This is a genomic window from Sphingomonas sp. NY01 (assembly GCF_038809135.1).
GTDB lineage: Bacteria > Pseudomonadota > Alphaproteobacteria > Sphingomonadales > Sphingomonadaceae > Sphingomonas > Sphingomonas carotinifaciens.
This window is the reverse complement of record NZ_CP101724.1, coordinates 64,944-91,196: the sequence shown is the minus strand read 5'-3', so window position 1 is coordinate 91,196 and position 26,253 is coordinate 64,944. Positions and strand designations below refer to the sequence as shown.

Below are 26,253 nucleotides of genomic sequence, written 5' to 3'. Positions count from 1 at the left end.
GGTTGGGCTTGCGCGGCAATCCGTGCGCCGCGCCGATATGGCCGCCTAATCGCCGATCGGGCTCTCGCCATATTTCTTCAACACGTCGTTGAACGCCTCCGCCATCAGCGCCTGCAGGCTCCGGCCCTGACGCCGCGCGGTCATATGCATCGCCAGCGACATTTCCGGCGAAAAGAAGCCGGCGATCTGCTTGCGGCCTTCGCGGCTGGCGGGGCGCGTGGCGCGATCCTCTTCCGGCTTTGCGGCAGGAGCAGCGGGGGCATGGCTGCGCAGATTGGCGAAACTGGGTTTGCGGCTCATGCGGGCACCTTCCTGAAACGGGGCTTGGGGAGGCCGAGCTGGCGGCTCGCCCATGTGTAGAGCTGGCGGATCTCGTCCGCGGCCTTGCCTGCAGGTTCGGCCTCCATCACGGTCCGCCCCTCGGCCGCGGCATGGCGATAGATGGCACGGTCGGGCAGGATCACCGGGCAGGGCGGCGTGCCATAGCTGTCCACCAGCTCGCTCGCCTCGGCATAGATGCGTGGGGCATTGGGCGCGCCGGCGGTGAACACGACGAAAGCCGGCTTGCGCAGCAACTGGACCAGCTTGGCGGTGGTCTGGATCGCCGACAGGTCGAACGCACTCGGTCGACACGGGATCAGCACCAGGTCCGCCACCTCGACTGCCGCCCGCGCCGCGCTGTCGGCATGGGGCGGCGTATCGATCACCACCAACTGTGCGCCCTGCCCCATCGCCTGCTGCACCTTGGCGGCCAGCCGCGGTGGCGGGCTGTCGATCACCTCGGGCGGCGCATCCTGGCGCCATGTCGCCCATTGGCCGGCAGTGGCCTGGGGGTCGGTGTCGATGATGAGCGAAACCTGGCTTGCCTCCTGCCCCGCGCTGGCGAGATGGATGGCCAGCGTCGTCTTGCCCGCCCCGCCCTTCTGACTGATGATCGCGATTGTCGGCATATCGACTGCTCTACGTGTCGACACCGCGACATGTCGAGCAGCGAATCGCCGTCGACCCTAGTTCTGGTGGGCGAGATCCGCTTGCGGCGCGGGTGCGGGTTCGGCGGGCACGACCGGCTTTGCCTCCATCGCGCCGATCGCACGCGCCAGCACGAGCCCGGCCGTCACCGACACGACGATCCACGCAACCGCAAGAAGAAGGATGAGCACCGCGCTTATGCTTTCGGATAAAGTGATTACACCGCGCTTATGCCACGGATCACCTTATCAGAACATTGATAAACACGGCATTGAGTGATCGATTATGGCACTCTTTTCAGCCTCTTGGCCGTGCCGGGTTGCCCATCACCGTGGCCCCTGCGGCCACATCGCGGGTAACCACGCTGCCCGCGCCGATGATCGCGTCGTTGCCGATCGTCACGCCCGGTACGATGATCGCGCCGCCCCCGATCCATACATTGGCGCCGATCCTGATCGGTCGGCCGAACTCCAGCATCTGCGCCCGCGCGGCAGGATCGCGGGGATGATCGGCGGTCAATATCTGCACGCCCGGCCCGATCTGCGTTCCCTCGCCGATATCGACGCGCACCACGTCCAGGATCGTGCACCCGAAGTTCAGGAACACGCCCTGCCCCAGATGGATGTTGTAGCCATAGTCGCAGTGGAACGGTGGCCGGATCGTCGCCCCCGCGCCGGCGCTGCCCAGTCCCTCCACCAGCATCGCGTGCCGATCGGGGGCAGGCGCCGCCAGCATCCGGTTGTAGCGCTCCAGCCACCGCATCGCCCGCGCGGCATCGGCCGCCAGTTCGGGATCGTCGGCAGTGTAGAGTTCGCCCGCCAGCATCTTGTCTTTCTGGGTCATGCGCGCCCCGTCTCCATGGTCGTTGCTTCTCCGTCCCGCGACGCGGCCGGAAAGACAATCCAGATCAAGAAACACGCTCAAAACACAAGTATTTTACGTATGCGTATCAATAACTTGGAACATAGGGGTTCGTTCGGGAGCTTCGCGACCATCCTGATGGGAGGTTCGCACATGACACAAAGCGATCAATTGCTCGAAGCGTTGGAAGGACAGGCACGACGCCGCGAAGGGCGCCGCGCCTTTTTCCGCGCCGCAGTGGGGGCGGCTGCAATCGGTGCCGGCTCATTCCTGGTTGCCAACCGGGCGGCCGCACAGACGCTGACCGATGCCGATGTGCTGAACTTCGCGCTCAACCTGGAATATCTGGAAGCAAACTTTTATTCCTATGCGGTGTTCGGCACACCGATCGCTGCGACCTCGGTGGGCGGCACCGGTACGCCGGGCGCTGCGACCGGCGGGCGGGCGGTACGCTTCTCCGACCCGATCGTCGCGCAGCATGCGCGTGAGATCGCGCTGGACGAGATCGCCCATGTCAATTTCCTGCGCCAGCAGCTCGGCGCTGCGGCCGTCGCACAGCCGACGATCGACGTCGGCACCGCGGCAGGCGGCGGGTTCAGCAGCGCGGCCCGCGTAGCGGGCGTCATCACCGGCGCGGATGCGACCTTCGACCCTTATGCCTCCGACGAGAATTTCCTGCTCGGCGCCTTCCTGTTCGAGGATGTCGGCGTCACCGCGTACAAGGGTTCGGTCGGGCTCCTCACCAACAAGACCTATATCGATGCCGCAGCCGGCATCCATGCGGCCGAGGCCTATCATGCCGCGATGATCCGCACGACGCTGGACCAGAAGGGCATCGCCACGCCGACGCTGATCGCCAATACCGAGGCGATTTCCAATGCGCGCGACCGGCTCGACGGCAGTGCCGACATCGACCAGGGCATTGCCCGCGTGTCCAGTGCGGCCGGCGAGGTCGCCAATATTGCGCCTACCGACGCCAATGGCATCGCCTTTGGCCGGACCGCGCAGCAGGTGCTGAACATCGTCTATCTGAACGCGGCCGCGGTCACCGCAGGCGGGTTCTTCCCGGCCGGCGTCAACGGCACGATCCGCTCCAGCGCGCTTTCCGCCTGACCTCCTCGCTTATCCCAAAGGGGACACAGCATGATCGATCATGACAGTCTGCTTGAAGTGTTCGAACTGGCGGAAAAGCGCCGGGCGGCGCGACGTCGGTTCCTGAAGTTCGCCGGCACCGGCGTCGCTGCCGTTGGCGGTACCGCGATGCTCAGCGCGTGCGACGATGACGAGGAACAGACGATCATACCCGGCCCCACGCCCACGCCCACCCCGACACCGGCCCCGGTCGGCGCGGCCGATGCCGACATTCTGAACTTCGCGCTGAACCTCGAATATCTGGAGGCGAACTATTACCTGTCCTCCGCGCTCGGCACCTCCCTCGCCTCCTCGCTGACCAGCGGCACCGGCACGCAAGGCGCCGTCACCGGCGGTCGCCGCGTCAATTTTGGCGACAACAGCATCGCCGCCTATGCCCGCGAAATCGCAGCCGACGAAAATGCGCACGTCACGTTCCTGCGCCAGCAGCTCGGCAGCGCCGCGATCGCCCAGCCCGCGATCAACATCGATGGCGGTGCCAACGGCGCCTTTACCGCAGCCGCGCGCTCGGCCGGGGTGATCGGCCCGAACGAGACGTTCGATCCCTATGCGTCGGATGAGAACTGGTTGCTGGGCGGCATGCTGCTCAGCGATGTCGGCGTCACCGCGTACAAGGGTTCGGCCGCGGCGATCGCCAGCCCGGTCATCCTGGAGGCGGCAGCCGGCATTCTGGCGGTGGAGGCCTATCATTCGGGCCTGTTGCGCACGATGATCTATCGCAAGGGTCTCGACCTGCCGGTGCTGCGCACCAACGCCGGCCGTATCTCGGACGCGCGCGACAGCCTCGACGGTCCGGCCGATCTCGACCAGGGCGTGACGGGCGATGCCGACACCTCGAACATCGTGCCGGCCGATGCGAACGGCATCGTCTTTGGCCGTACCCCGCAACAGGTGCTCAACATCGCCTATCTCAATCGTGCCGCGTTGACGCAGGGCGGGTTCTTCCCGGCCGGCGTCAACGGCAATGTCCGGTCGAGCGCCGCGAACGGCTGATAACGCCGGCGGCCATGACGTGTAGGATTGTCGACCCCCCGCCACTTCTACACGTCATGACCGCGAGGGGACCAGCCGTCATCTCTCGCTGCGGCCAACCGCCTGCTTCCATCGGGAAGCATTCGCGCCGGCATAGCCGGTGCGCCGACCGTTCCCGTTTCGGTTTCCTTTGTTGTTCTGGCTGTCTTTTCCGCGTTCGGCGTCGTCAGGCGGATGTCGTCGGCCGGCTAGGCCGACACCGTCAGGTGCATATGAATAGACTCTGAGAGCGGTTGAGGATCCTTTTGAGACTCGCACCCCTGTCGATCGAGAGTCGCGCCCAACCGGGCTAGGATCCTGCCAAGCGGACCACTGACCGTCACTTCCGCCAGGTCACGGCATGAAAGCGTGCCGAGCATGTCACGCATCGTCTCGGCGCGCTCCGCCTGATGCTGCGCCTCGTCATCGGGCAGCGGCGCAGGCCGCATCCAGCGCGGCAGATAGGCCTCGACCGATGCCGGCATCAGCGCCCGGTACACGTTGGAGGTCTGCGCATAGCGCGCGGTGCCGCCTTCGCTGCCGACACGCTGGAAACGCCGCTGCCGCACCAGAAAGCCGATGCCCTCCAAAACGGTCAGGGCGCGCGCCACGGTCGCCCGTCCCATCCCCGTCGCTTCCGCCAGATGGTCATAGGAGGGATAGACGCGGCCGCGGTTAAGGCGCGCCAGCGTCAATAGCTCTTCGAAGATGCGCACCGCTCCCGCGCTCAGCCGCACGATCCACCGTTCGCGCACACTCAGCGTCCGCATTCCGGCCCGTGCATCCCGGCGCAGCCGGCGGCCCGCGTCCAGCGTGCGCCGCGCGACATGGAGCAGGCGATCGGTCTCGCCCTTTGCCGGCACCGCAAAGAACGCCTCCTCGAAGCTGCCCGCTTCCAGGCTGCCGCGCAGCACCGGCGCGCCGGTACGATGCACCGCGCCCGATCGCGCAGCTTTGCGCGCGCGCATGTTACCTAGCGCCTGGAGCGAGGCCGCTCCAACCGTGATGATCGCCATCGTCATGATCCCCATGCGGGACATGCTCGGGCAAAGGAATGACGTGGCGCGAAACGCGCATCCTTGCGGGAAGGGGCAGGATCATGTATCCGGAGATCACGAGTGAGGTGATCCCGCACACGCTTGCCGGCGTGTCGATATGAACCTTGGATGCCCGGCCTTCGTGCCGGGTTTCCTTTATCCGGTCATGGTGGTCCCTTTTTCGTCCCCGGCCGCGGGGTCATACCCGCCACCACCCGACCCTGGCCTGTGCCCGGCATCATCAAACCGCCGGCTGCACACACCTGAATCGCGCAAGGGTCATCATTGCCGCCAAAGCGGTTTTACCCAAGCGCGTTGAATCGTGCTTTCACGCGGAAAACCTCAACAAAGATTCGTGCTTTCACGCGGAAAACCCCCCGTTCGAGCGCCGATCATGGTCCGCATCGGCGCCGTGCGCGCAGAATCGCCTGCCAGAAGGACGGGTCCTTACGGATTCGTGCTTTCACACGGAAAATCCGGCTCCGCGCCCTCCCCGCCGATCTCGTCCATGTCACCGCTTTCATCCGATAGCGGCCTTGGCCGCGTCCGGAAGCTGACCAGCGTGCGCACCCGCGGGCGTCCGCCGCGTGCCGAGGGCATCTTCTCCTCATCCAGCATCACGGTATATTCGGGCAGCGGCTGCTTGTCGGCGACGTCGCGCAACTGCTTCTTCAGATATTCCAGCCCGCGCTTGTCGGTTGCGCAGCCGACCCGCGTCGCCAGCGCCTCCAGATCGATGGTGAAGCCGGCCTCGTCGTCGATGCAGTTGAACTTGGCCAGCTCGTACAGGCGGCGTTCGATCGGTCCCAGCTTGAAGAAGTCCAGATGATAGGCCGCGATCCGCCGGTCGGTCAGGATCGCGCGGTACAGCCAGTCGCACACCATCACCTCGACCCGCTTCACCCGGCGCTCGCCGGACGGCAGCTTGGTATATTTGATGTCCGCCTTCAGCAGCCAGGAAAAGGCGCTGTCCGACCCCTCCCCGCCCGTCTCGATATTGGTGATGATCTGCGTGCCCTGCAGACGGTTGAGCGACGCTTTCAACGAGGTGTAGGACCGCGCCGAGGCATTGGTGCCGGTCACCCGGAACAGGTCGTTGGCGGTAAAGCTCATCACCCGCTCGACCTGTTCGCCCTGCTCCATCCGCGCGGCCATCAGGCTGGCGATGTAGAGCAAGATCTCCTTGTCGTAGATCGTCGCGACGCCCGTCTTGCTGGGATTGATCTCGATCCGCGCATCACCGCTCTCGAAGATCATCGGCGTCATCTGCGCCTTCTTGGTCAGCGCGAAGAACGGAAATTCCGCAACGGTCCGCTCGCCCTGAACGTCGCCGTACAGCGGACTGTCGAGCGGAAACAGATCGTCTTGCCGTCGTGAAATCTCGCCCATCGTCCCGCCTTCCCGTCGGGCCGGAGCATGTGGCGATCCCCGCGCCTTGTCCACATCGCCGGGCGGCGCGAGGGGGTTTTCCGCGTGAAAGCACGAATATTCGTCACCCGCCGCTGCCATTGGGGGCGAATTGCTTGGAAAAACCCGTATTTCCGCCGCCTGGACGCCGTCACCGGCCAACGGACCTGTTTTCACGCGGAAAACGCGAGGGGCCTGGCGCTCCACGGCCGGCGATCGCCCGCCCCATTCGTGCTTTCACACGGAAAACCCCCCTTTGCTCCCGCCCGGCATGGGGGCCGCCCACAATCGTGATGATCCGGATCAAGCCTGGGAACGGCGGGCCGGCACGTTCGATTATCGGTCTATGCGACTGTATCTATTAGCTTTATTTGACCAGTCGGGTCGCATCGTCGACCATCGCAGGCTGCAGGCCGCCAGCGTCTCGCTGGCGCTGGCCCATGCCAATCGCCGGCTGTGCAGCCTGCTCAAACGGGCCGGACGCAGCAGGATCGACCCGCACGGACGCATGGACGTGCTGGACGAAAACGGCATGCCCGTCGCACGCGTCTATTGCCGCGATGCGCTGCACTCGATGTCCTGACGCGCCCGTTCCGGTCCCCCCTCCCGCCTGTTGCCGGAGCTTTCCAGTGCACAACATCGCCCCGCCCCTTCACCTGCCGCATCCGCTGCCCGATCCGCCCGGCATCCCCGAACCCGTCGATCAACCCTATTGCGGGGTGCTGCACCTCGCCGTCGATGCGACCGACGTCGATCGCGGCATCTTCCGCGTGCGCGAAACCATCCCGGTCACGGGCGCCGGCGAGCTTGTGCTGCTATATCCCAAATGGCTGCCGGGCTTTCACGCCCCCCAGGCGCCGATCGAGCTGTTCGCCGGGCTGTGCGTCCATGCCGGCGGGCGCGACCTGCGCTGGCGGCGCCATCCGGTGACCGTCAATGCCTTAGCCATCGACGTGCCGGACGGCGTCGACGCGATCGAGGCGGAGTTCCAGTTCCTGTCGCCTACCGATCCGGCGCAGGGCCGGGTGCTGTGTACCCCCGACATGCTCTGCCTGCCCTGGAACACCAGCGTCCTGTATCCGGCGGGTCATTATGCGCGCGGCATCATGGTCGATGCCAGCCTGACGATACCGCTTGGCTGGCAGGCGGCATGTGCCCTGGCTGTGCTGGATCAGGCCGATGGCACGATCCGGTTCGAGCACACCGCGCTCGACACGCTGGTGGACTCGCCGGTGCTGGCCGGGCGCCATGTTCGCCGCGAGGCGCTCGACGATCAGGTCAGCCTGACCATCGTCGCGGACGAGCCGCATCTGCTCGGCGCGACGCCCGAACAGATCGACGCCCACCGCGCGGTGGTCGAACAGGCCGACCGGCTGTTCCGCTCGCGCCCCTTCGACCGGTTCGAGATGCTTCTGGCGCTCAGCGAAACGCTGACGAGCGTGGGCATCGAACATCATCGCTCGTTCGAGGCGGTCAGCATCCCCGGCTATTTCCGTGACTGGGCGGACAATGCCGCGCGGCGCGACACCGTGCCGCACGAATATGTGCATAGCTGGAACGGCAAGCATCGGCGCGGTGCGGACTCCTGGACACCCTGTTTCGAAAAACCGATCCGCAACAGCCTGATGTGGGTCTATGAGGGGCAGACCCAATATTGGACACATGTTCTGTCCGCCCGCTCCGGCCTGTGGTCTGCGGAGCAGGCGCTGGGCGCGCTCGCCTTTACCGCTGCGCGCTACGATGTCCGCGCCGGCAGCCGCTGGCGTCCCACCATCGACACGACCCGCGATCCCATCATCGCCGCCCGCGCGCCCCTTCCTTGGACGAGCTGGCAGCGCAGCGAGGATTATTACGCCGAAGGGGCGCTCATCTGGCTCGATGTCGACACGCGGTTGCGCGAACTGTCCGGGGACACCCGTTCGCTGGACGATTTCGCCCGCATCTTCTTTGCCGCCGCGCCGGGGGACTGGTCGACCCACACCTATGAATTCGACGAGGTGGTCGACACGCTGAACGGCATCGCGCCGTTCGACTGGCAGGGCGTCTTTGCCGCACAACTGACCGAAACCCACGAGCATGCGCCGCTCGCCGGGCTGGAGCGGGGCGGCTACCGGCTGGTCTATCGCGATCACCCCAGCGCCTATCAGACGTCGTTCGAGGGGGTGTTCGGCCAGATCGACCTGACCCATTCGATCGGCCTCGCCGTCACGCCGGAGGGCAAGATCGCCGACGTGCTTTGGGAGGGCCCGGCCTATCAGGCCGCCCTCACGCTGGGCACCCGGGTCGAGGCGGTGAATGGCCGTCGCTTCACACCCGACCGGCTTCGCCAGGCGGTACGGGCATGTGCGGCGAGCGACGGGATCGAACTTGCCGTGTCGCATGGCACGCGGCACCGCAAGGTGCAGGTCGGGGTGCCCGCAGGCCTGCGCTATCCGCATCTCGAGGCGATTGCCGGCGCGCCGTCCCGGATCGACGCGATCCTGCAACCGCTTCCATGGTAAAACCTTACTAACCCACGATAAACAAAGGAACTTCACCCCTCCCTTACGCTTCATCCCCTGACGCGGCGACACCGCCGGACTATGCAAGGGAGCAGCGCATGCTGGCGATGAACTACCGCGGGCCATACCGCGTCAGGGCCGATGAGAAGCCGATGCCGACCATCCTCCACCCCGAGGATGCGATCGTCCGGGTGACGCGGTCATGCATCTGCGGATCGGACCTGCACCTGTATCACGGCATGGTGCCCGACACGCGCGTCGGCATGACCTTTGGCCATGAATTCTGCGGCATCGTCGAACAGGTCGGCCCCGCGGTGCAAAATCTGAAGGTCGGCGATCATGTGCTGGTGCCGTTCAACATCGCCTGCGGCAAATGCCATTTCTGCCAGCAGGGGCTGTTCGGCAACTGCCACGAATCCAATGCCCAGGCGACCGCCGTCGGTGGCATCTTCGGCTATTCGCACACGGCGGGCGGCTATGACGGCGGGCAGGCGCAATATGTGCGCGTGCCTTATGCCGATGTCGGCCCGATGGTGATCCCCGACTGGATGGACCCCGACGATGCGGTATTGATGACCGATGTCGTGCCGACCGGATATCAGGCGGCGGAGCTGGGCGGCATCCGCCCCGGCGACACGGTGGTCGTGTTCGGTGCCGGACCCGTCGGGCTGATGGCGGCGCGCTCCGCCTGGCTGTTCGGCGCCGGCCGGGTGATCGTGATCGATCATATCGAATACCGGCTGGATTTCGCCCGGCAATTCTGTCCGGCCGAGGTCTATAACTTCCGCGAGATCGACGATGTCGTCGTGTTCCTGAAGAAGCAGACGGACTCGCTGGGCGCGGATGTGTGTATCGACGCGGTGGGCGGCGACGCTGCGGGCAACGCGCTGCAATATCTGATCGGCACCAAGCTGAAGCTGGAGGCGGGCAACGCCATCGCGCTCCACTGGGCGATCAATTCGGTGAAGAAGGGCGGGATCGTCTCGATCGTCGGCGTGTACGGGCCGACCGGCAACATCGTGCCCATCGGCAATGTCGTGAACAAGGGCATCACCATCCGCGCCAACCAGGCGTCGGTGAAGCGCCTGCTGCCCCGCCTGATCGACCATCTGAAGGCCGGGCACATCAATCCCAAGGCGATGATCACCCACCGCGTCCCGCTGACCGACATTGCGGACGCCTATCACCTGTTCTCGGCAAAGCTCGACGGCTGTATCAAGCCCGTGCTGCTGCCTCATGGCGCATGAAGGAGCAAAGGGCATGAGCAAGTCTCTGGTCGACACCTCGACAATTCCGGGCTGGGGCGTCGATGCCGATGCCCGGAACGACCCCACCTATCCGATGCGCCATGTCGAGGATCAACAGACCCGCGGCCTGTCCTGGACGCGCCCGCCCGAGCAGCAGCCGGATGTCGAGGTGCTGCAATCGATCGAGCATAACCGCCTCCCCGCGGTCATCGGCACCTCGACACCGCCCAGCGGGGTGAGCGGCATGATCCGCCGCTATGCTTTTCGGCGCAGCGAGTCCGACTGGTGGCACTGGCTGCTGCTGATGGGCGCCGACCGGATCAACGTGGTCGAGGGCGTGGTGGAGGATCTCGGTCGCGGCATCATCCCCAACATCCCCGGCGAGATGGGCGCCCGCGCGGAATGGCAGCACAACAAGAAGGGGCTGGCGATGAAGCTGGGTGTCGGCGCTGGCTTGTCGCTCGGCCTGTTTCTCGCCCTTCGCAAGCCGCGCCGCGAAACGCCGCCCGCCCCCGTCCCGGTAAAGCCGATCACGATCGAAACCCGCGAAACCGCGCTTGGCGACAATCTGCGCAACCAGCCCGGCGAGGTGATCGTCGGCTAGCGGCATTTCCTCCATGCGCCTGTCCGGGTATCGCACGGCCACGGACAGGCGCGGGGACAGGCACATGCGGGTATTGATGGTCGGACTAGGCGATATCGCGCGCAAGGCCTATCTGCCGGTCCTCGCCGCACTGCCCGATATCGAACTGCACCTCGCCACGCGCGACGCCGGCGTGCTGGATGCCGTTGCGGCCCGCTACCGGATCGCAAACGCCCATGTCGGACTGAACGCGGCACTGGCGTCGGGCACATTCGACGCGGCCTTTGTCCATGCCGCGACGCCGGCGCATCCTGGCCTCGTCACGACGCTGCTGGAGCGCGACATCCCCGTCTTTGTCGACAAGCCGCTTGCCGACAACGCGGACGAGGCGGCACGGCTGGTCTCCCGGGCCCAGAACCGGGATGTGCTGCTCGGCGTCGGATTCAACCGCCGCTTCGCACCCGACTATGCCGCGCTCCGCCAGACCCCGCGCAGCCTGATCCTGATGCAGAAGCACCGCCACGCACAGGCCGACATGCCCCGACGTGTCGTGTTCGACGACTTCATCCATGTCGTCGATACCCTGCGCTTCCTCGCCCCCGCACGGCCCATGCGCGAGACGATCGAAACCGTCATGCGCGATGGACGGCTGGAGGCGGTGACGCTGACCCTGGCAGGTGACGGCTATCACGCGATCGGCACGATGCACCGCGCCTCCGGTCTGGACGAGGAGCGGATCGACATATTGGGCGGCAACGGCAAGCGCGCCGTCGTCAACCTGGCCGAACGGATCGAACAGGACGGTACCGAGCATGTCCGCCGGCGCGGCGACTGGACGCCGGTTGCCGAACAGCGCGGCTTTTCCGCCATGTGCGCCGACTTCCTGGCCGCGGTGCGCGCGCGGCGCCCGACCGCGGCAGACGACATCATGGCCACCCACCGGCTGTGCGAAGCGATCGTGCAGCACGCCGGGGGGCGATGACGAGTCCACCGAAGCGGAACCAATCCACCCGGTGGAACGATGACCGGGCAGACCGCCCGACAAAGGACCATGCCATGACCGAACAGCCGCTCGTCACGCGGACCGGCATCCGCCTGGTGGTACGCACCGCCCGGCCGGACGATGCCTCCGCGCTTGCCGCCTTTTTCCGCGAGGTCTCGCCCGAGGATCTCCGCTTCCGCTTCCTGACCGCGGTGCGCACCGTCGGCGCGGCACAGATCGCGGCGATGGTCGCCCCCGATCATGATCGGTCGGAGGCGTATCTCGCCCGCGATGCCGACAGCGAGGAAGTGGTCGGCGCCGCGATGCTGGCGACCAGCGATGACGGCAGCCGCGGCGAGGTCGCGATTTCGGTGCGCGCCGACCTGAAGAACCGCGGCATCGGCTGGACCCTGCTCGATCATGTCGCCACCCGCGCCAAAGCCAAAGGCGTGCAGACGCTGGAATCGATCGAAAGCCGCGACAATCGCAGCGCGATCGAACTGGAGCGCGAGATGGGCTTCACCAGCGAGCCGGTTCCCGGCGACAGCACACTGGTCCTGCTGCGCCGGCACCTCGCCTGATCGCCAAAACTTGCGCCGATCTCAGTTGAGGCATATATCAGCCTCAACTGAGAAGAGGCAGATATGGCGACCCAACCCGCATCGATCGAAGCGCTGCTCGGCGTCACCGCCGGCCTGCATGCCTCACGCCTCGCGCTGGCCTATTCGATCGAAAAGGGGTTGCCGGTTACTGCGCTGGACCGGCTCGCCGACAGCGTCGCGCCCGACGATGCGCGCTTCAAATTCCGGCTGATCCCCAAGGCGACGCTGGAGCGTCGCCGCAAATCCGCCTCCAAGCGGCTGACCAGCGAGGAGGGCGACCGGCTGGCCCGGCTGGCCAAGGTGTTCAGCTTCGCCCTGTCCATCTATGGGGAGCCGGAACGCGCCCGCGCCTTCCTGACCCGCCCGCACGCCATGCTCGACGGCAAACCCCCGCTCGACGTCGCCCTCGCCACCAGCCCCGGCGCCGACCTCGTCATCAACCTGCTCGGCCGCGCCGCCTATGGCGGCGGCGCGTGACGAAAGGCCACCGCACCGATCGCGTCCTGACCGCGTATCGCATCGGTGACCCTCACGGCGCGCACCCGATCTACGACAGCGAAGGCGCGCGCCTTTATCCGGGCCGCTGGAACACGGCGCTCAGCCCGGTCATCTACACGTCCGAACATTATTCGACCGCGATGCTGGAAAAGCTGGTCCACGCCAATGGCGTGCTACCGCCCAACCAGCATTATATCCGCATCACCATCCCCAATGGCACCAGTTACGAGATCTTCCAGACCGCCGCCCATCCCGGCTGGGACGGCAAGGATGAAGGTCTGTGCAAGACGTTCGGCGCGGACTGGTTTACCGCCCGGCGCAGCGCACTGTTGCTCGTTCCCTCGATCCCGGCGCGGTTGGAACGCAACATCCTGATCAATCCCGCGCATCCGGATGCGGCCGCGATCACTTATGGTCTGCCGGAGCCGGTCTGGTGGGACGAACGGCTCTACGGTTAGGTCCGCCGGTCAGCGCGATCCTGCCGATGTCTGGTCGATCACCGCGTTCAACAGGTCGTTCACGATTACCGGATCGCCCGCTTCAGCTATGTTCTCGGCTGGAACAGGATCGGGCACCGGTTGTCCCAACACGACGGTGGCAAGCGCTTGCGTGTCGACCGAGCTGGCGTCGACCTGGTCGCGGCCGACGCGCTGCACCTCGGCAAGGATCCCGCGCTCCTGCTGCGGCGTATAACGCTCGACGAGCAGTCGCTCCTCTGGCGACAAATCGGGACGCTCGGTCGCAAAGCTGTCGGCGCGTGCCTCGATCACCTGCTGGCAGACGGATGAACCCGAAGCAGCCGGATTTTGCGGGTCACAGCGATCGGCGCCGGCGATGCGCGATGTCGCCACATTGCGACTTTCCTTCGGCTGGGTCAGCCGCTCGCCCGCCTGCACCGAACGATCGCCGCGCGACGCCTGTGCCGTCGGGACCAAAGGCGATGCCGGTGCGGAAACCTGGGGAAGCGGCATTCTGCGGTCGACCGGGGCGATCTGGGCGGCCCCGCTCAGCGGTGCGGCACGCTCGGGCTGCTGCACGGTTGCGGGCCGGTCGCGTTCCGGCGCGATCTGCGGCACCGTCTGGACGTCGCCGGTGCGTGCATTGGAAATCTGACCGCCCGGTGGGGTCGTGCGATCCCGATTCTGCGCGGCTTCAACAGGCACGGCAAGCAGAACGGACGCGACCATGACACCGGACATCACAGACCGACAGGAGATGGGGCGATCGATCTGCGGCAACCGGATCATATCAGGGTTTGCCGTAACCAGCCGTTTGCATGATCTGCACCGAAGCACCGCCAGACTGGGTGATTTCCAGATCGGGAAGCTTGTTACCCTGTTGATCCCAGACCAGCATGTTGCGACTGCCAAGCTGTGTCGCGGTCATCGCGTTGTCGTCGCCGGTTTGGGTCAGCTTCGCCTGGTTGTCGCTGCCCGACTGGGTCAGCGTGGCGGTGTTGCGGTCGCCCATCTGTGACATCACCGCGGAATTGATGCCTGCGCTGCCCATCTGGGTGGCGGCCATCTGGTTGCCGACACCCTGCTGGACCATTGCAAGCGACAGAAGACCCTGACCTGCCTGCGTTGCGGACGCGCTGTTATTGCTGCCCGACTGGATCATCGTGGCGCTGGCGCGCGCGTTGCCATCGGTACGAATGGAGGCAACGTTGCGATTACCCGATTGATGCACGATGCTCTGGCTGCGGTCGGCATTCTGCCGGACCGTGGCTATGTTTGCTTCGCCGATCTGGGTGACAAAGGCGCTGGAAGCGGACGATATCCGTGCATCGGCGCTGCGCTGCGCATGTGCAGGAAGGCCGGGTGCCGCGATCAGTAGAGCCGTCATGGCGCCATATAGCCATATGCTCATCGTGCTCATGTCCTTTTGTCCGGAAGCCGATCGGCTCGCACCAAAGACAAAAGGTGCGCTCGCATCGCTGCGAGCGCACCTTCCTGCAACTTAGTGCTGCGTAACGGTCGCGGCGTTGCCGAGGCCGTTCTGGCCGACATACGAGTAGTTGTTGGAGCTCATCTGGAACACCGAAGCGCTGTTCTGGTCGAACTGCTGGGTGATCACCGACTCGTTGCTGTCGCCGTTCGACGTGTAGTCGGCGAAGTTGCCGGCGCCGTCCTGGTTGATCAGCGAAACCGAGTTGCTCGAGGACGGGCTGAAGGTCGTGTACGACACGTTGTTCGCACCGCTCTGAACGACATAGTTCTTGTCGCCGTCGCCCGACATGCGGTTTTCGCTGAGGTTGCCGCCCTTGACGAACTCGGTCTCACGCTGCAGCACGATCGACTCGTTTCCGGTACCGTTCTGCTCGACGAGCGCGGTGTCGTTGCTGCTGAGCTGCTGGATGGTCGACTTCTGGTTGCCGCTGTTCTGGTCAACGGTCGAAGTGTTCACATTGCCGATCTGCTGGACGAACGAAGCGTTGCTGTAGTCCTGCGCCATTGCGGGCGTGGCGAAAGCGAGGACCGAAGCCGAAGCGAGAACGAGAAACTTCATGGTTGTCATTCCTTAGGATATGAGGTGATAACCATGGCGCCCTGCTGGTTGGTGCCGGCGAGGCGACATGATCGTTGTTTTTCCACGGCAACGTTCCTTCACGGCGGGGTTACCGCCCCGTCGTGAAGACCCCCGGTTATTGTTCGTATGCCGCGGGGGTACGGCCATCAGGGTCGTTCGGCGGTCCACTTAAAGCGCGCCTCCCGATCCGGATGATTCCTTTGACGACCCGTCCTTGCGGCCGGATGCGGGCTCGTCCCGGTCCTTCAACCGGTCCCGCGTCGCCAGGATCTTGAGCGGCGGGGCAGCATCGGCCGCCTTCATCGCCGTCTGGACCTGTTCGGGGGCGAATTGCCCGTCGCGCTCGACCTTGTAGTCGCGCAGCAACGGCGAGCCCGCCGCAGGGTCCTTGAAATCCCAAAGCTTGAGTTCGACACCCTCCATGACCAGGCCGTACACCGCCTTCTCGATCGCCTGACGCAGCGCCAGCTGATCGGGCTCGTTGGTGGTGATGCCCATTTCTGCCTGGAGCAGCTCCTTGAATGCCACGTAACGGAACGTGCTGGCGTTCAGCGAGCGGGAAGCGATCGTCTTGGAGGCGGTTACCGTGGTCATCACCTCGCCGGTCCGTACGGACACGGCGCGCAGATAGACGGTTACCGTATCCTGGCGATACTGGGTGTGCGCTCCGATCCCCAGGAATGCGGCGCCCGCGCCCCCGGTGACGGTGTTGGTGTCGTACCCGATCACGCCGCCTTCCAGCAGCACGCCGGCGAACAGCAATGCGGGCAGCGCCTGCGGGTTGACCGCGGTTTCACCCAGATAGCGCTCGCGCATCTCACGGATCACCTGCCGTTCGCTCAGCAGGTTCTTGAACTGCTCGCGCTCCACCACGGTGAACCACTGGCGGTTGCCGGCATCCTGCAACGCCTTCATCAGGATCGAGCCGGCTCCCTGCGTCACCGCCCGCGACAGCGTTTGGCCGGTTTCGCTGGGCTTGAACTGGCCCGTCTGGTCCCCGAAGCCGTACACCGCGACCGCAACCTGGCGTGCCGGCGACGGCAACTGGTTCAGGCGCAGTTCGGTTGGCGTCTTGGCCGGAACATAGGCCTGGGGATTGTAGCGCGACGGACCGACATCATAGGCGGCGCATCCCGACAGGCTCGCGGTCAGGCCGGTCGCCATCATAAGGAGAGAAGCGCGCATCTCAGCTCGCCTTCACCAGCGTGGGGATGGAGATCACGGTTTCCTTGCCCGTGGACTGATCGGTGATCCGAAGCGTCACGCTGTCCAGACCGCGATCGAACTGGATCGTCTGGCCGCCGAACTGAATGGTGCCGCTCTGCTGCGGGTCCTTGCCGAAAATCGCATCAACAACCTGCGACGACAGCGAGGATAGAAGGCGCGACTGAAGTTGTTGCGCAAATATATCCGCCTGGCTCTGGTTAGAGCGATCGTTGGGATCGGTATATTTATTCTGTGCGTTCGCCTCACCAAGCAGATGGTTGGAGTTGAAAGGATTACCACCAAATCGTGGATTGATCGGCTGGTAGGAAAGGTCCTGCGCAGACACGCAGATCGGCGTCAGCATCATGCAGGTGCATATTGCAGCACTGAATGTTTTCATACTGATCACAGGAGCCTTGCCCCTACCCCCCGCATTGCCATCACTTCCGATGACCAACTGCTATGCGAATCACTTGGCTTCGTGAACAGCCAATCGCTTCACCTGGAAGGATCATTGTTCCATTTTAGATCAGATATTAAGTGTATTTACTTACAATGCACGGAGTTCTTGTCGAAACAGTATATTCTCAAAACCTAAACTAAAAGGCTAAGTATGCAGAAAGCCCTGTTAATTATTTACACTAGAGCGTGCGATCGCATTCTTCCGCTTGGTTGGTAATCCGCAGCGATTTTCTCGATTTCGCCTGTTCCGGCCCCCTTTTGGTTAATCGCGGGCATCCGGACATCAGAAATGTGCGGTGTACCCGCCATCCACGGCCAGCACCTGTCCGGTGACATAGGATGCCGCGGGCGACGCCAGGAACAGCACCGGGCCGACGATCTCTTCCGGTCGCCCCCAGCGGCCAAGCGCCGTGCGCGTCGCCAAGTGCGCGGCGATTGCCGGATCGGCACGCATCGCGGCATTGGCCTCGGTCGCGAAGAAGCCGGGTGCAACCGCGTTCACGGTGATGCCAAGCGGCCCCAGTTCTGCGGCCAGGGCACGGGTCAAGGCATCCAGCCCACCCTTGCTCGCCGTATAGGCCGCATCGCCCCCGCGCGCGATCTGCCCGGCGATCGAGGTCACGTTGATGATACGCCCCCCGCCCCCATGCGCGGCGCGAGCAGCCGTGCCAGGTCGAAGGGCGCAACCAGATTCACCTCCAGCATCCGGCGCAGCGCGTCCCGGTCCAGCGCGCCCAGCGGCCGGCGATCGCGCCGCCCGGCATTGTTCACGACGATATCGATACGCGGCCAGGGCTTCAGCGCTTCGACCACCGCCGCCCCGTCCGCCAGGTCGACCACCAGCGGCCAGGCCACCCCGCCTGCCGCCCCGATCGCTTCTGTCACCTCTTCCAGCGCCTCGGCGCGACGCCCCTGCACGATCACCGCCGCGCCCCCGGCCGCCAGCCCCTGCGCGATCTCCCGCCCCAGCCCCCCGCCAGCCCCGGTCACCAACGCAACCCGCGCACTCTGTGTCGACATATCGGCTCCAACCCGCCTGATGATCCCCGCTGCTATGCGGGTGAGCATCGATCTTTGCCAGTGGCTTGGACGCATGTATGCGCCTCGACGTGTCGACAGTTCGACGCGGTTATCCCTGCCCCAAGCCCCAAGTCGCCGAACCCGATCCCTTTCCAAAGCGTTTGACGCAACACGCATCAGGAAAGGCCGACCATGTCCAATCTCGACCAAGCGATAGAGCGACTGCAGGGCTTTCGCGCCCGCCATGCGGCCGGGCAGTCGATTGACACCGACAGCGGCCTGACCGCCGACGATATCGACACTATCCTTGAGCAGCTGCGTCGCCCCACCGATCTCGAACCGGGCGGGTCGCTGGGCGCGGACGACCTTGGCAATCTGGCCTGACGATCCGGCGGGATGGCTGACACCCCGACATGTCGACAGCACGACGTCGGGAGTTATGCCGGGTGCACCCCCTCGTTCAGGCGATTGATCGCCGCCAGATCGCGATCGATCGCCTCGACCGCATGCGCCAGCGACGAAGCATCCGTTGGTACGGCCGGCCCGGGCTCCGGTAAGGCGTAATCGATGACCCCGCCGGGCTGCAGCGTCGCCAGTCCGGCTCCGGCCAGCGTACGCATCTGCATGTCCGCTCCACCGCGCGAAAGCGCCAGCGCGTGCGCCAGTTGACGGCGGGTGAGCATCTGCAATGCCGCAACTACGCCCCAGGCATCACGCGCGCGCGCATTGCGCGACAGATGCGCCAGCGCCGCCCCCCCGCGCGCCAGTTCGTCGTCCAGCGTCAGCAGGCGTCGATAGGTCCGCTCGCCGGCCGAAACGGCATCCGTCATCAGTTGACCTGCAACCGCATCCGCGTCGGCAAGTCCATGAAACAACGCACGGCTGACGATGCCGATGGGGGGCGGCGCGCGCCCGGCCACCCTGGGGTCGGCCAGCATCGCGAGGTTCAGCGCCCAGGCGGCGCCGGGCGAAGGAGATGCCACCCGGTGCCGTACCGGAGCACCGGCCAGAGGCCGAACCAGACCACCATCCTCCGCTTCCAGAAAGTCCGGCACGACGCGCAACCGGTCGACCGCACCCGCAACCGTGATGAGCATCATGCCACTGTCCGGCCCCAGCGCAGCGGTTACCGGCCCCGCGACCGGTGCCGCCAGCGCGCCGCCCGCCACCTCCAGCAAGGCCAGATCGGCCGTGCCGAACCGGGTTTCGGCATCCACCATCCGCGCCATCCAAGCTGCAGCCTCACGCAGCACCGGGGCGGCATGATCCGCCAGCCAGAGCAGCACGGCATCCCGCCGCGGATCCTCGGTGAACAGGATATGGGTCGAGCTCGCCTCGTGCGCGGGCCCGACATGGCCCGGCCCGGCATCGCGCCGAACGATGTCCCAGACATCCCGGATCAGCGCCAGCGCTGTGAAGCGGCGGAGATCGGCCGAGGCGAAGCGCCAGCCGGCATCGATCCGGCCCAGCATATGCGCGAAACGGAAAACAGGCGTCATGCCCGCGGCCTATATCAGCGGATGCGACGCCGTGGCAGAACCCGCCGCACGATGACCGACGCCCCACCGCTCCCCAACCTGTTCGCCGATATCCCGGCACCCGCCGGGCATGAGGAATTTCGCGAGATCCTGTCCCGCCCCGGTTGGCGGATCGAGCGTATCGTTTCGCAGGGGCAGGTCACGCCGGCCGATGCGCCCTATGTCCAGGATCATGACGAATGGGTGCTGCTGCTGGCGGGAAAGGCGGTGGTCGCACTCGCCGATCGCGCGGTCGTGCTGGCACCGGGCGATCACCTGATGATCCCGGCCGGTGCGGTCCACCGCGTGACCTTTACCGACCCGGCCGCCCCGACCATCTGGCTGGCGGTACATTTCGATCGATGATCATCGCTGTCGACACGTCGACGTGCCGACATGTCATGTCGGGGCCCTGCTCCATCCCTGATCGGCCGGCGCCAGCCCGTCCAGAAAGGTCGCCGCGCTGTCGCGACAGGCGGTTCGCTGTGCCGCATCGAACCGGTCCCAGGTGGCGTACATGCCGCGCATCCGTGGATTGCCGCGCAGGCGACGCTCATGGCGGGCCAGGAAATCCCAATATAGCGCGTTGAACGGGCAGGCGTCCGGTCCGGTCCTGGCCTTCACGTCATACCGGCATCGCCCGCAATAATCCGACATGCGGTCGATATAGGCGCCGGTCGAGGCATAGGGCTTGGATGCGATGATCCCGCCATCGGCGAACTGGCTCATGCCGATGACGTTGGGCAGCTCGACCCATTCATAGGCGTCGAAATAGACGACCAGGAACCAGTCCGAGATCGCCTGCGGCGCCACCCCGGCCAGCATCGCGAAGTTGCCGAGTATCATCAGCCGCTGGATATGATGGGCATAGGCCTCGCGCCGGGTCTGCCCCACCGCTTCGGCGAGACAGCGCATGTCGGTGTCGCCGGTCCAGTAGAATTGGGGCAGCGGCCGCGTCGCCCCCAGCGCATTGCGCGCGCCGAATTTAGGCATGTCCCACCAGTACATGCCGCGCATATATTCGCGCCAGCCGATGATCTGGCGGACGAAGCCCTCCACCGCGTTGATCGGCGCCGCTCCCTTCTCATGGGCGGCGACCGCCGCCTCGCACACCTCCATGGGCCCCAGCAGCCCCAGGTTCAGGCACAGCGACAGGCTGCTATGGTACAGATAATCCTGCCCCGCGATCATCGCATCCTGATAGCGCCCGAAATCGGGGAGCGCGGCCGCGATGAAATGGTCCAGCGCCGCCAGCGCCTGTTCGCGGGTGACCGGCAGGCCGAACGGCTCCAGATCGCCAAAATGCCCGCCGAACCGGTCCGCGACCAGCGCCAGCACGCCTTTCGTGATCGCATCCGGCGCGAAGCGGGCGGGCGCCGGATAGTTCAGCCCGCGGGGAGGCGTCTCGCGATTGTCCTTGTCGAAATTCCATTGCCCGCCGACCGGCTTGCCCTGCGCCGTCATCAACAATCCGGTGCGACGGCGCATGTCGCGGTAGAACCACTCCATCCGGTAATCGCGGCGCCCCCGCGCCCAGTCATAGAAGTCGGGCAGAGGGCAGACGAAGCGATCGTCCTCCATGATCTCGACGGGCAGGCCGGTGCGCGCCGCCCAGTCGTCCTGATCGCGCCGCACCCGGTATTCGCCGCCTGCCACCACCCGGATCGCTTCGGCCCCGTGCCGCTCCGCGGCGCGTGCCACCTCGCCGGCGAAGCTCTGGCTGTTCCCGCCCGCATCCAGCGTCACATAATCGACCGTCCAGCCGTCACCGCGCAGCGCCTCGGCGAAATGGCGCATCGCCGAGAAGATCAGCGCGATCTTCTTCTTGTGATGGCGCACATAGGTGGCCTCGTCCCACACCTCCATCATCAGCACGACGGCCCGCGCCCGGTCGACCCCGCGCAGGCTGGCCAGCGTCATCGACAGTTGATCGCCCAGCACCGGGATAAGCAGCGTCATGCCGCCCACAACGCGCGATCATCCTGGATCGACGCGATTTCGATGCCCCCCGGCTCATGGTAGGAGGCGCCATGCGTTTCGAGTTGAAGGAAGGCCGCGCCCAGGCAAAGGCATCCCCGGTGCCCGCAGGCGAGATCATCGTCCACCGCACCGATGGCGAGGCGCTGCCGATGCGCGGTCGCCGCACCCGGCCGGAGCCGGTCGACGCCCGGCTCGCCCGCGTGCTGGGCGCGCTCGTGCCACCCGGTGCCGCACCGGTCAGCGCGATCGGCTTCGACGCGCAGCTGACCGCCATGGCGGAGGCGAGCAAGGCCGCACTCGCCGCGGACCTGACCTGCTATGGCGCATGGTGCGCGGACGATGGCTGTTCGCCCTTTCCCGCCGATCCGGAGGCGCTGGTGCGCTATCTGCGCCATCTCGACACGAACGGCTCCAGCCCCGCGACGCTGGCGCGCCGCCTCGCCAGTCTCGCGACCGCGCACCGGTTGATGGGACTAGCCGACCATGCCGAGCTGCCGACGCGTCACGCCATGGTGCGTGCCGCGTTGAAGGGAGTGCGACGTCGAAAAGGCGCCGCACCGCGCCAGGCCGCGCCGCTGCGCTTCGGGGCCGCGCTCGATCCGCATGCCGGCAAGGGAGTCACGCTCAGCGCGATGCTGACGGCGTGCGGCACCGATCTTCAGGGCCTGCGCGACGCCGCCCTGCTCTCGCTCGGCTATGATGCGGGCCTGCGCGTCAGCGAGCTCGTCGCGGTCGAGGAGCGCCATATCGATCCGCAGCCTGACGGCACCGCGACACTGTTCATCCCCTCGTCCAAAACCGATCAGGAGGGTCAGGGCGCCTGGGCGTGGCTGTCCGCCGACACCATGCGCCGCGTCGGCCTCTGGCTGCAAGCCGGCGGGATCACCAGCGGCCCGCTGTTTCGGCGGGTCGGCGTCGACCGGCGCCGCGCCCGCGCCGAGGCTGCACCGCTCGCCTATGCCGCGATCCCCGGCCACACTCGCCAGTGGCGGGAGAAACTCACCGGCCAGCCCGCCCAGTCCGCACGCATCACCTACACCGTCGGCACCACCGCGCTCAGCCGGCAGGGCGTCTGCCTGATCTATCGCCGCGTCGCGCTTGCCGCCTGGGATGCCGGTCTGGTCGATCTGCCCGCGTCCGACATTGCGGAGGCGGTGCGCGCGCTATCCACCCACTCGCTGCGCGTGGGGCTGACGCAGGATCTGTTCGCGGCCGGCGAAGACGGCGTCGGCATCGCCCAGGCGCTGCGCTGGACCTCGCCGGCCACCGCGCTGCGCTACGGCCGCAAGCTGGCCGTGCGCAGCAACGTCGCCGCCCGCGTCCTGTCACGGGTCCGGGGATAGAAAGACGGTCAGAAGTCGACGTTTACCGAGACATATACCCGACGCGGCTCCTGGTTGTTCGCATATTGCTGCGCGTACACCGTGGCGCCGCGCTCGGTATACGGCAGGTAGCGCACGAAGTTGCGGTCGAAGACATTGTACAGCACCGCGTTCAGCGTGATGTTCTGCGCCAGTGCCCAGTTCGCGCCCAGATGAAACACCTCAAACCCGTCGAAATCCCCCAGCGCCGCCTGCGCCGTGTTGGCGCCCCGGTAGCGGCTCGACTGGATCTGGCCGCGTGCCCATAGTGACAGGTCGTCCAGCGCCTTCCACCGCACCTGCGTGTTGAACATGTGGTGCGGCGTACCGATCAGCGGCTGGCCCTGCTCGCTGCCCGATCGTTGCACGCTGTCAGTCAGCGTATGGTTCGCGGTCAGGGTGAGGCGCGGCGAAAAGACGAAGCGCAGCGCGGTCTCGATGCCGCGCGTCCGCGCCTGATCGACGTTGATCTGCTGGCCGAACAGATCGACGTTCGGGAAATTGCCGACATCGATGCAGCCCGGCCCGTCGCGCGCCAGCCGGAACGCACAGTTGGGGATGCCTGGGCCTGCCGCGATCTTGTTGTCGAAATCATTGTTGAAGACGGTGACGTTGCCCGAAATGCCGGTGAACGTGTCGAAATACACCCCCAGTTCGCTCGATGTCGTCGTCTCCGGTCCCAGGTTCGGGCTGCCGATCTGCGGGATCGTGCCCTGCCCGCCGAAACCGACGATGCCCGGCGTGATCTGATTCAATTGCGGCGTCTTGAACCCGCGCGACACCCCGCCCTTCACCGTGATCCCGCGCGTCGCGTTCCACACCGCATAGCCGCGCGGGCTGAACTTGCCGCCAAAGGTGGTGTGTTCGTCATAACGCCCGCCTGCGGTCAGCGTGAACGTTTCCGCGATCTTCCAGCTCGCCTCCAGAAAGCCCGCCCACTGGTCGAAGGCATAGTCGCGCGGCGCGACGCCGTCGGTCATCCGTGCCCACCAATATTGCCCGCCGGCGGTAAAAATCACCGGCCCGACCTCGGAAATCAGGCGCGAGTCCAGGATGGTGTTGGTCGCGCGCAGCGCACGCTCGTCACCGGGCGTGCGGCCCGGCGTGCCGGGCGGGATGGTGCGGCCGAACGTCTCGGTCGCGTTGCGTGTCACCGTCGTCTCCAGCGTACCAAAGCCTGCCCGCCAGTTGTGCGCGGCGCTATACTGGTCGCGCACGAAGCGCATTTCGGGGCCGTAACCGCCCTGCACCGTGCCCGTGCCCAGCTGCGAGTCCGCATTGTCGTAGCGCTGGTGCGACCGGTCATATTCCAGCCACAGGTCGTGGTTCGACGCCGGCGTCACCGACAGGCGCCCGCCAAAGGTATAGATATCCGCCTCGACCGGGCTCGGCCCCCGCGCGCTCACCTCCACCGGATTGCCGTTCACGTCGGTATAGTTCAGCGAGGAGGCATCGCGCCGCAGATAGCTGCCGCGTACCGACAGGCCGATCAGGTCGCGTACCAGCGGCCCCTGTGCAAAGGCGTTGCCCGAATAGGTGTTGCCGAAATCGCCATCGCCCTGGATCGTCGCGTCCGCGGTCGCGGTGCCGACCCAGCGGTCCCCCACCTTGCGCGTGATGACGTTGATGACACCGCCCATCGCGTCCGACCCGTACAGCGTCGACATCGGCCCGCGCACCACCTCGATCCGCTCGATCGCCGACAGGGGCGGCAGGAAGCTGGTCGACGTCTCCCCGAACCCGTTGGGCGTCACGTTCCCCGGCGCATTCTGGCGCCGCCCGTCGAGCAGCACCAGCGTATAGTCGCTCGGCATGCCGCGGATCGACACGTTCAGCCCGCCCGTTTTCCCCGCGGTGCCGCCTACATCGACGCCTTCCACATCCACCAGCGCATCCGCCAGATTGTTGAACCGCTCGGTTTCCAGCTCGTCACGCCGGATGACGCTGATGCTCGCCGGTGCATTCTCGATCTTCTGTTCGAAGCCTGCGGCGGTGACGACGATCTCGCCCGACTGGCTGGACGGTCCGGTCGCGCGGATGTCGCGCTGCGCGGTGCTGGCGGGTGCCTCGCTGTTCTCGCCACTGCGCTGCGCGGTGACGGGTCCGCCTTGTGCCCCGACCTGTGCCCCCACCTGCGCCACCGCCATCGCATGACCGGACGCAGCCAGCATGATCGCCGTCACGACGAGCGTCTCCATAGTCCCCCAACCCCTGATATTGCTAATTACTCGCAAGTGCGATTGGGGCGTGGGTCGTGACGGGTCAAGTTACGAAGTGTTGCTGGATGGTTGATCGGTGACAGGCTGCCCGGCCGGACCATGGCTTGTGGGGCCGGGCATCAGATACGGCTCCGCCAGACGGAGATACGCCGGCAATCCGCTACCCTTCCGCCTGCCGGCCGACGAGGCCGACAACCGATATGGCCGGTGGATCCACCAGACCGAGCAGCGCCGCGAAGGCGAAGCGACGGCAAGCCATGCTGCTCGCACGGCTGGTGCAATGCACCAGAACGGCTTGCCGCGCCCCGCTCCCTTGTCAGCGTGGCAGGGGAAGGATCTCGAAGCCGCCTTTGAGCGTGCGCATCTGCAGCCCCGTGCCATTCAACATGGCCTGCAAGGCCTCGATCGGCGTCATCGTGCCGACAACCGGCCGCGAACGCTTGCCCTTGGCAAGTTCGGTGCCCGAAATGGGGCAATGCGTAGCGATGCGGAGCTGATCGAGCGCGTTGTCGAGGCGGTCGCCGGGAATGGCGATCGCGATCGGATCATTCTGGCAGTTATAGCGGAACTCCGGCGCCTGATTGCCGCTTCCGCCTGCTACGGCCATGCCATGTCCGTTGCGACGCGCCACGCCGCCCCGGTCGAGTACGCCATCGATCGTACCCAGGGTCCGATTATAGGAGGCAAGTTCCGCGGCACTTACGAAGCCTTGTTGGCGGTTGAGCCGGGTCATGCTCGCTCGCGTCTGCGCAACCTGCTGACGCAGCGCGGCGGCACGGGCGCGGGTAATCGCGCCACTGCGCTGGCCCTCGGCAATCCGCTGCTCCGTCGCGCTGAGCCGCGCGCGCAGATCGGCCGTGGTCCGAAGGTTCGCCGATCGCTGTGCCTGCGTCCCCTGTGACTGGGCGATGGCCTGGCCGGGAAGACCAACCGTCGTGATCGCAGCCGCAAGCGCGAGCAAATTACCTTTGAACTTCATTATGATACAAGTCCTGGTGTTTGGGAGTGTGGTGTAAAACGCGTGATTAGGCAGCAGTTTCCTGACACATCCCCGATGATCGCCATATGAACACATGCAGCAGGAGCCGCTTTTCTAAGGATTTGGCGCA

At 65.9% G+C, this 26,253-nt stretch carries 28 protein-coding genes and 1 pseudogene; 13 read left to right on the top strand and 16 right to left on the bottom strand.

The genetic code is table 11. The features are described 5' to 3' along the window. Nucleotides 1–45: 45 nt before the first annotated feature. The 4 genes from NPJ82_RS17595 to NPJ82_RS17580 form a co-directional block, all read right to left on the bottom strand. On the bottom strand, nt 46–300 hold the full coding sequence (locus NPJ82_RS17595) for a ribbon-helix-helix domain-containing protein (protein WP_342659265.1): 255 nt from the start codon (nt 298–300) through the stop codon (nt 46–48). Next, on the bottom strand, nt 297–950 hold the full coding sequence (gene parA / locus NPJ82_RS17590) for a ParA family partition ATPase (protein WP_342659264.1): 654 nt from the start codon (nt 948–950) through the stop codon (nt 297–299). Before parA ends, NPJ82_RS17595 begins: the two co-directional genes overlap by 4 nt. Nucleotides 951–1,007: 57 nt before the next feature. Next, a complete protein-coding gene (locus NPJ82_RS17585; RefSeq protein WP_161555593.1) occupies nt 1,008–1,160 on the bottom strand; it encodes a hypothetical protein in 153 nt (50 codons plus the stop codon). A 106-nt stretch (nt 1,161–1,266) separates the two neighbouring features. Then, nucleotides 1,267–1,812 (bottom strand): sugar O-acetyltransferase, encoded by a 546-nt coding sequence (locus NPJ82_RS17580; protein WP_342659263.1) that lies wholly within the window; start codon nt 1,810–1,812, stop codon nt 1,267–1,269. 171 nt (nt 1,813–1,983) lie between these two features. Here NPJ82_RS17580 and NPJ82_RS17575 point away from each other — a divergent pair, with 171 nt between their 5' ends. Both NPJ82_RS17575 and NPJ82_RS17570 read left to right on the top strand, forming a co-directional pair. Next, entirely contained in the window at nt 1,984–2,943 is a 960-nt protein-coding gene (locus tag NPJ82_RS17575; RefSeq protein WP_342659262.1) for a ferritin-like domain-containing protein, read from the top strand. Nucleotides 2,944–2,973: 30 nt separating this feature from the next. Next, a complete protein-coding gene (locus NPJ82_RS17570) occupies nt 2,974–3,975 on the top strand; it encodes a ferritin-like domain-containing protein (RefSeq protein WP_342659261.1) in 1,002 nt (333 codons plus the stop codon). 227 nt (nt 3,976–4,202) lie between these two features. On the opposite strand, the gene NPJ82_RS17565 is transcribed toward NPJ82_RS17570, so the two are convergent. Together NPJ82_RS17565 and NPJ82_RS17560 are read right to left on the bottom strand one after the other, a co-directional pair. After that, nucleotides 4,203–5,015, bottom strand: coding sequence for a helix-turn-helix domain-containing protein (locus tag NPJ82_RS17565; protein WP_342659260.1), 813 nt, complete (start codon nt 5,013–5,015; stop codon nt 4,203–4,205). 462 nt (nt 5,016–5,477) lie between these two features. Continuing rightward, entirely contained in the window at nt 5,478–6,419 is a 942-nt protein-coding gene (locus NPJ82_RS17560; protein WP_211368549.1) for a replication initiator protein A, read from the bottom strand. A gap of 274 nt (nt 6,420–6,693) precedes the next feature. Between NPJ82_RS17560 and NPJ82_RS17555 the strand changes: the two genes are divergently transcribed. The 8 genes from NPJ82_RS17555 (at nt 6,694) to NPJ82_RS17520 (ending at nt 13,308) form a co-directional block, all read left to right on the top strand. Next, complete coding sequence (locus tag NPJ82_RS17555; protein WP_342659259.1) at nt 6,694–7,020, top strand: hypothetical protein; 327 nt, start codon at nt 6,694–6,696, stop codon at nt 7,018–7,020. Between the two features lie 46 nt (nt 7,021–7,066). After that, on the top strand, nt 7,067–8,938 hold the full coding sequence (locus NPJ82_RS17550; protein ID WP_342659258.1) for a peptidase M61: 1,872 nt from the start codon (nt 7,067–7,069) through the stop codon (nt 8,936–8,938). A 98-nt stretch (nt 8,939–9,036) separates the two neighbouring features. Next, nucleotides 9,037–10,185, top strand: a complete 1,149-nt coding sequence (locus NPJ82_RS17545) for a zinc-dependent alcohol dehydrogenase (protein WP_342659257.1) — start codon at nt 9,037–9,039, stop codon at nt 10,183–10,185. A gap of 13 nt (nt 10,186–10,198) precedes the next feature. Further along, nucleotides 10,199–10,789 carry a hypothetical protein gene (locus tag NPJ82_RS17540; RefSeq protein WP_342659256.1) on the top strand — a complete coding sequence of 197 codons (591 nt, stop codon included), beginning with the start codon at nt 10,199–10,201 and terminating at the stop codon, nt 10,787–10,789. 64 nt (nt 10,790–10,853) lie between these two features. Continuing rightward, complete coding sequence (locus tag NPJ82_RS17535) at nt 10,854–11,750, top strand: Gfo/Idh/MocA family oxidoreductase (protein WP_342659255.1); 897 nt, start codon at nt 10,854–10,856, stop codon at nt 11,748–11,750. A 74-nt stretch (nt 11,751–11,824) separates the two neighbouring features. Beyond that, entirely contained in the window at nt 11,825–12,331 is a 507-nt protein-coding gene (locus NPJ82_RS17530; protein WP_342659254.1) for a GNAT family N-acetyltransferase, read from the top strand. Between the two features lie 63 nt (nt 12,332–12,394). After that, nucleotides 12,395–12,829, top strand: a complete 435-nt coding sequence (locus tag NPJ82_RS17525) for an antitoxin Xre/MbcA/ParS toxin-binding domain-containing protein (protein ID WP_112384095.1) — start codon at nt 12,395–12,397, stop codon at nt 12,827–12,829. Further along, entirely contained in the window at nt 12,826–13,308 is a 483-nt protein-coding gene (locus tag NPJ82_RS17520; RefSeq protein ID WP_342659253.1) for an RES domain-containing protein, read from the top strand. The genes NPJ82_RS17525 and NPJ82_RS17520 overlap by 4 nt, the downstream gene beginning before the upstream one ends. 9 nt (nt 13,309–13,317) lie before the next feature. Here the strand turns inward: NPJ82_RS17520 and NPJ82_RS17515 are convergent, their stop codons facing one another. The 6 genes and pseudogenes from NPJ82_RS17515 to NPJ82_RS17490 all read right to left on the bottom strand — a co-directional run bounded on the left by NPJ82_RS17515 (nt 13,318) and on the right by NPJ82_RS17490 (nt 18,067). Then, nucleotides 13,318–14,037, bottom strand: coding sequence for a hypothetical protein (locus NPJ82_RS17515; protein ID WP_342659252.1), 720 nt, complete (start codon nt 14,035–14,037; stop codon nt 13,318–13,320). A 61-nt stretch (nt 14,038–14,098) separates the two neighbouring features. Beyond that, nucleotides 14,099–14,728 carry a hypothetical protein gene (locus tag NPJ82_RS17510; RefSeq protein WP_342659251.1) on the bottom strand — a complete coding sequence of 210 codons (630 nt, stop codon included), beginning with the start codon at nt 14,726–14,728 and terminating at the stop codon, nt 14,099–14,101. Nucleotides 14,729–14,809: 81 nt separating this feature from the next. Next, nucleotides 14,810–15,358 carry a hypothetical protein gene (locus tag NPJ82_RS17505; protein ID WP_342659250.1) on the bottom strand — a complete coding sequence of 183 codons (549 nt, stop codon included), beginning with the start codon at nt 15,356–15,358 and terminating at the stop codon, nt 14,810–14,812. Nucleotides 15,359–15,547: 189 nt separating this feature from the next. Then, nucleotides 15,548–16,564, bottom strand: a complete 1,017-nt coding sequence (locus NPJ82_RS17500) for a CsgG/HfaB family protein (protein ID WP_342659249.1) — start codon at nt 16,562–16,564, stop codon at nt 15,548–15,550. A gap of 1 nt (nt 16,565) precedes the next feature. Then, complete coding sequence (locus NPJ82_RS17495) at nt 16,566–16,952, bottom strand: curli assembly protein CsgF (RefSeq protein ID WP_342659248.1); 387 nt, start codon at nt 16,950–16,952, stop codon at nt 16,566–16,568. A gap of 378 nt (nt 16,953–17,330) precedes the next feature. After that, a pseudogene (locus tag NPJ82_RS17490) lies at nt 17,331–18,067 on the bottom strand (SDR family oxidoreductase). A 192-nt stretch (nt 18,068–18,259) separates the two neighbouring features. Between NPJ82_RS17490 and NPJ82_RS17485 the strand changes: the two are divergent. Next, entirely contained in the window at nt 18,260–18,451 is a 192-nt protein-coding gene (locus NPJ82_RS17485) for a hypothetical protein (RefSeq protein WP_112383658.1), read from the top strand. 53 nt (nt 18,452–18,504) lie between these two features. On the opposite strand, the gene NPJ82_RS17480 is transcribed toward NPJ82_RS17485, so the two are convergent. Continuing rightward, nucleotides 18,505–19,566, bottom strand: coding sequence for a hypothetical protein (locus tag NPJ82_RS17480; protein WP_342659348.1), 1,062 nt, complete (start codon nt 19,564–19,566; stop codon nt 18,505–18,507). 51 nt (nt 19,567–19,617) lie between these two features. Between NPJ82_RS17480 and NPJ82_RS17475 the strand changes: the two genes are divergently transcribed. Further along, nucleotides 19,618–19,950 (top strand): cupin domain-containing protein, encoded by a 333-nt coding sequence (locus tag NPJ82_RS17475; RefSeq protein WP_342659347.1) that lies wholly within the window; start codon nt 19,618–19,620, stop codon nt 19,948–19,950. Nucleotides 19,951–19,983: 33 nt separating this feature from the next. Here the strand turns inward: NPJ82_RS17475 and NPJ82_RS17470 are convergent, their stop codons facing one another. After that, the gene (locus NPJ82_RS17470) at nt 19,984–21,543 is read right to left on the bottom strand and encodes a cryptochrome/photolyase family protein (RefSeq protein WP_342659346.1); all 1,560 of its coding nucleotides are present in this window, start codon (nt 21,541–21,543) and stop codon (nt 19,984–19,986) included. A 71-nt stretch (nt 21,544–21,614) separates the two neighbouring features. Between NPJ82_RS17470 and NPJ82_RS17465 the strand changes: the two genes are divergently transcribed. Then, on the top strand, nt 21,615–22,907 hold the full coding sequence (locus NPJ82_RS17465) for an integrase (RefSeq protein WP_342659345.1): 1,293 nt from the start codon (nt 21,615–21,617) through the stop codon (nt 22,905–22,907). A gap of 8 nt (nt 22,908–22,915) precedes the next feature. On the opposite strand, the gene NPJ82_RS17460 is transcribed toward NPJ82_RS17465, so the two are convergent. Both NPJ82_RS17460 and NPJ82_RS17455 read right to left on the bottom strand, forming a co-directional pair. Beyond that, a complete protein-coding gene (locus tag NPJ82_RS17460) occupies nt 22,916–25,123 on the bottom strand; it encodes a TonB-dependent receptor (RefSeq protein WP_342659344.1) in 2,208 nt (735 codons plus the stop codon). Nucleotides 25,124–25,460: 337 nt separating this feature from the next. Continuing rightward, nucleotides 25,461–26,123 (bottom strand): STN domain-containing protein, encoded by a 663-nt coding sequence (locus NPJ82_RS17455; protein ID WP_342659343.1) that lies wholly within the window; start codon nt 26,121–26,123, stop codon nt 25,461–25,463. Between the last annotated feature and the right edge of the window lie 130 nt (nt 26,124–26,253).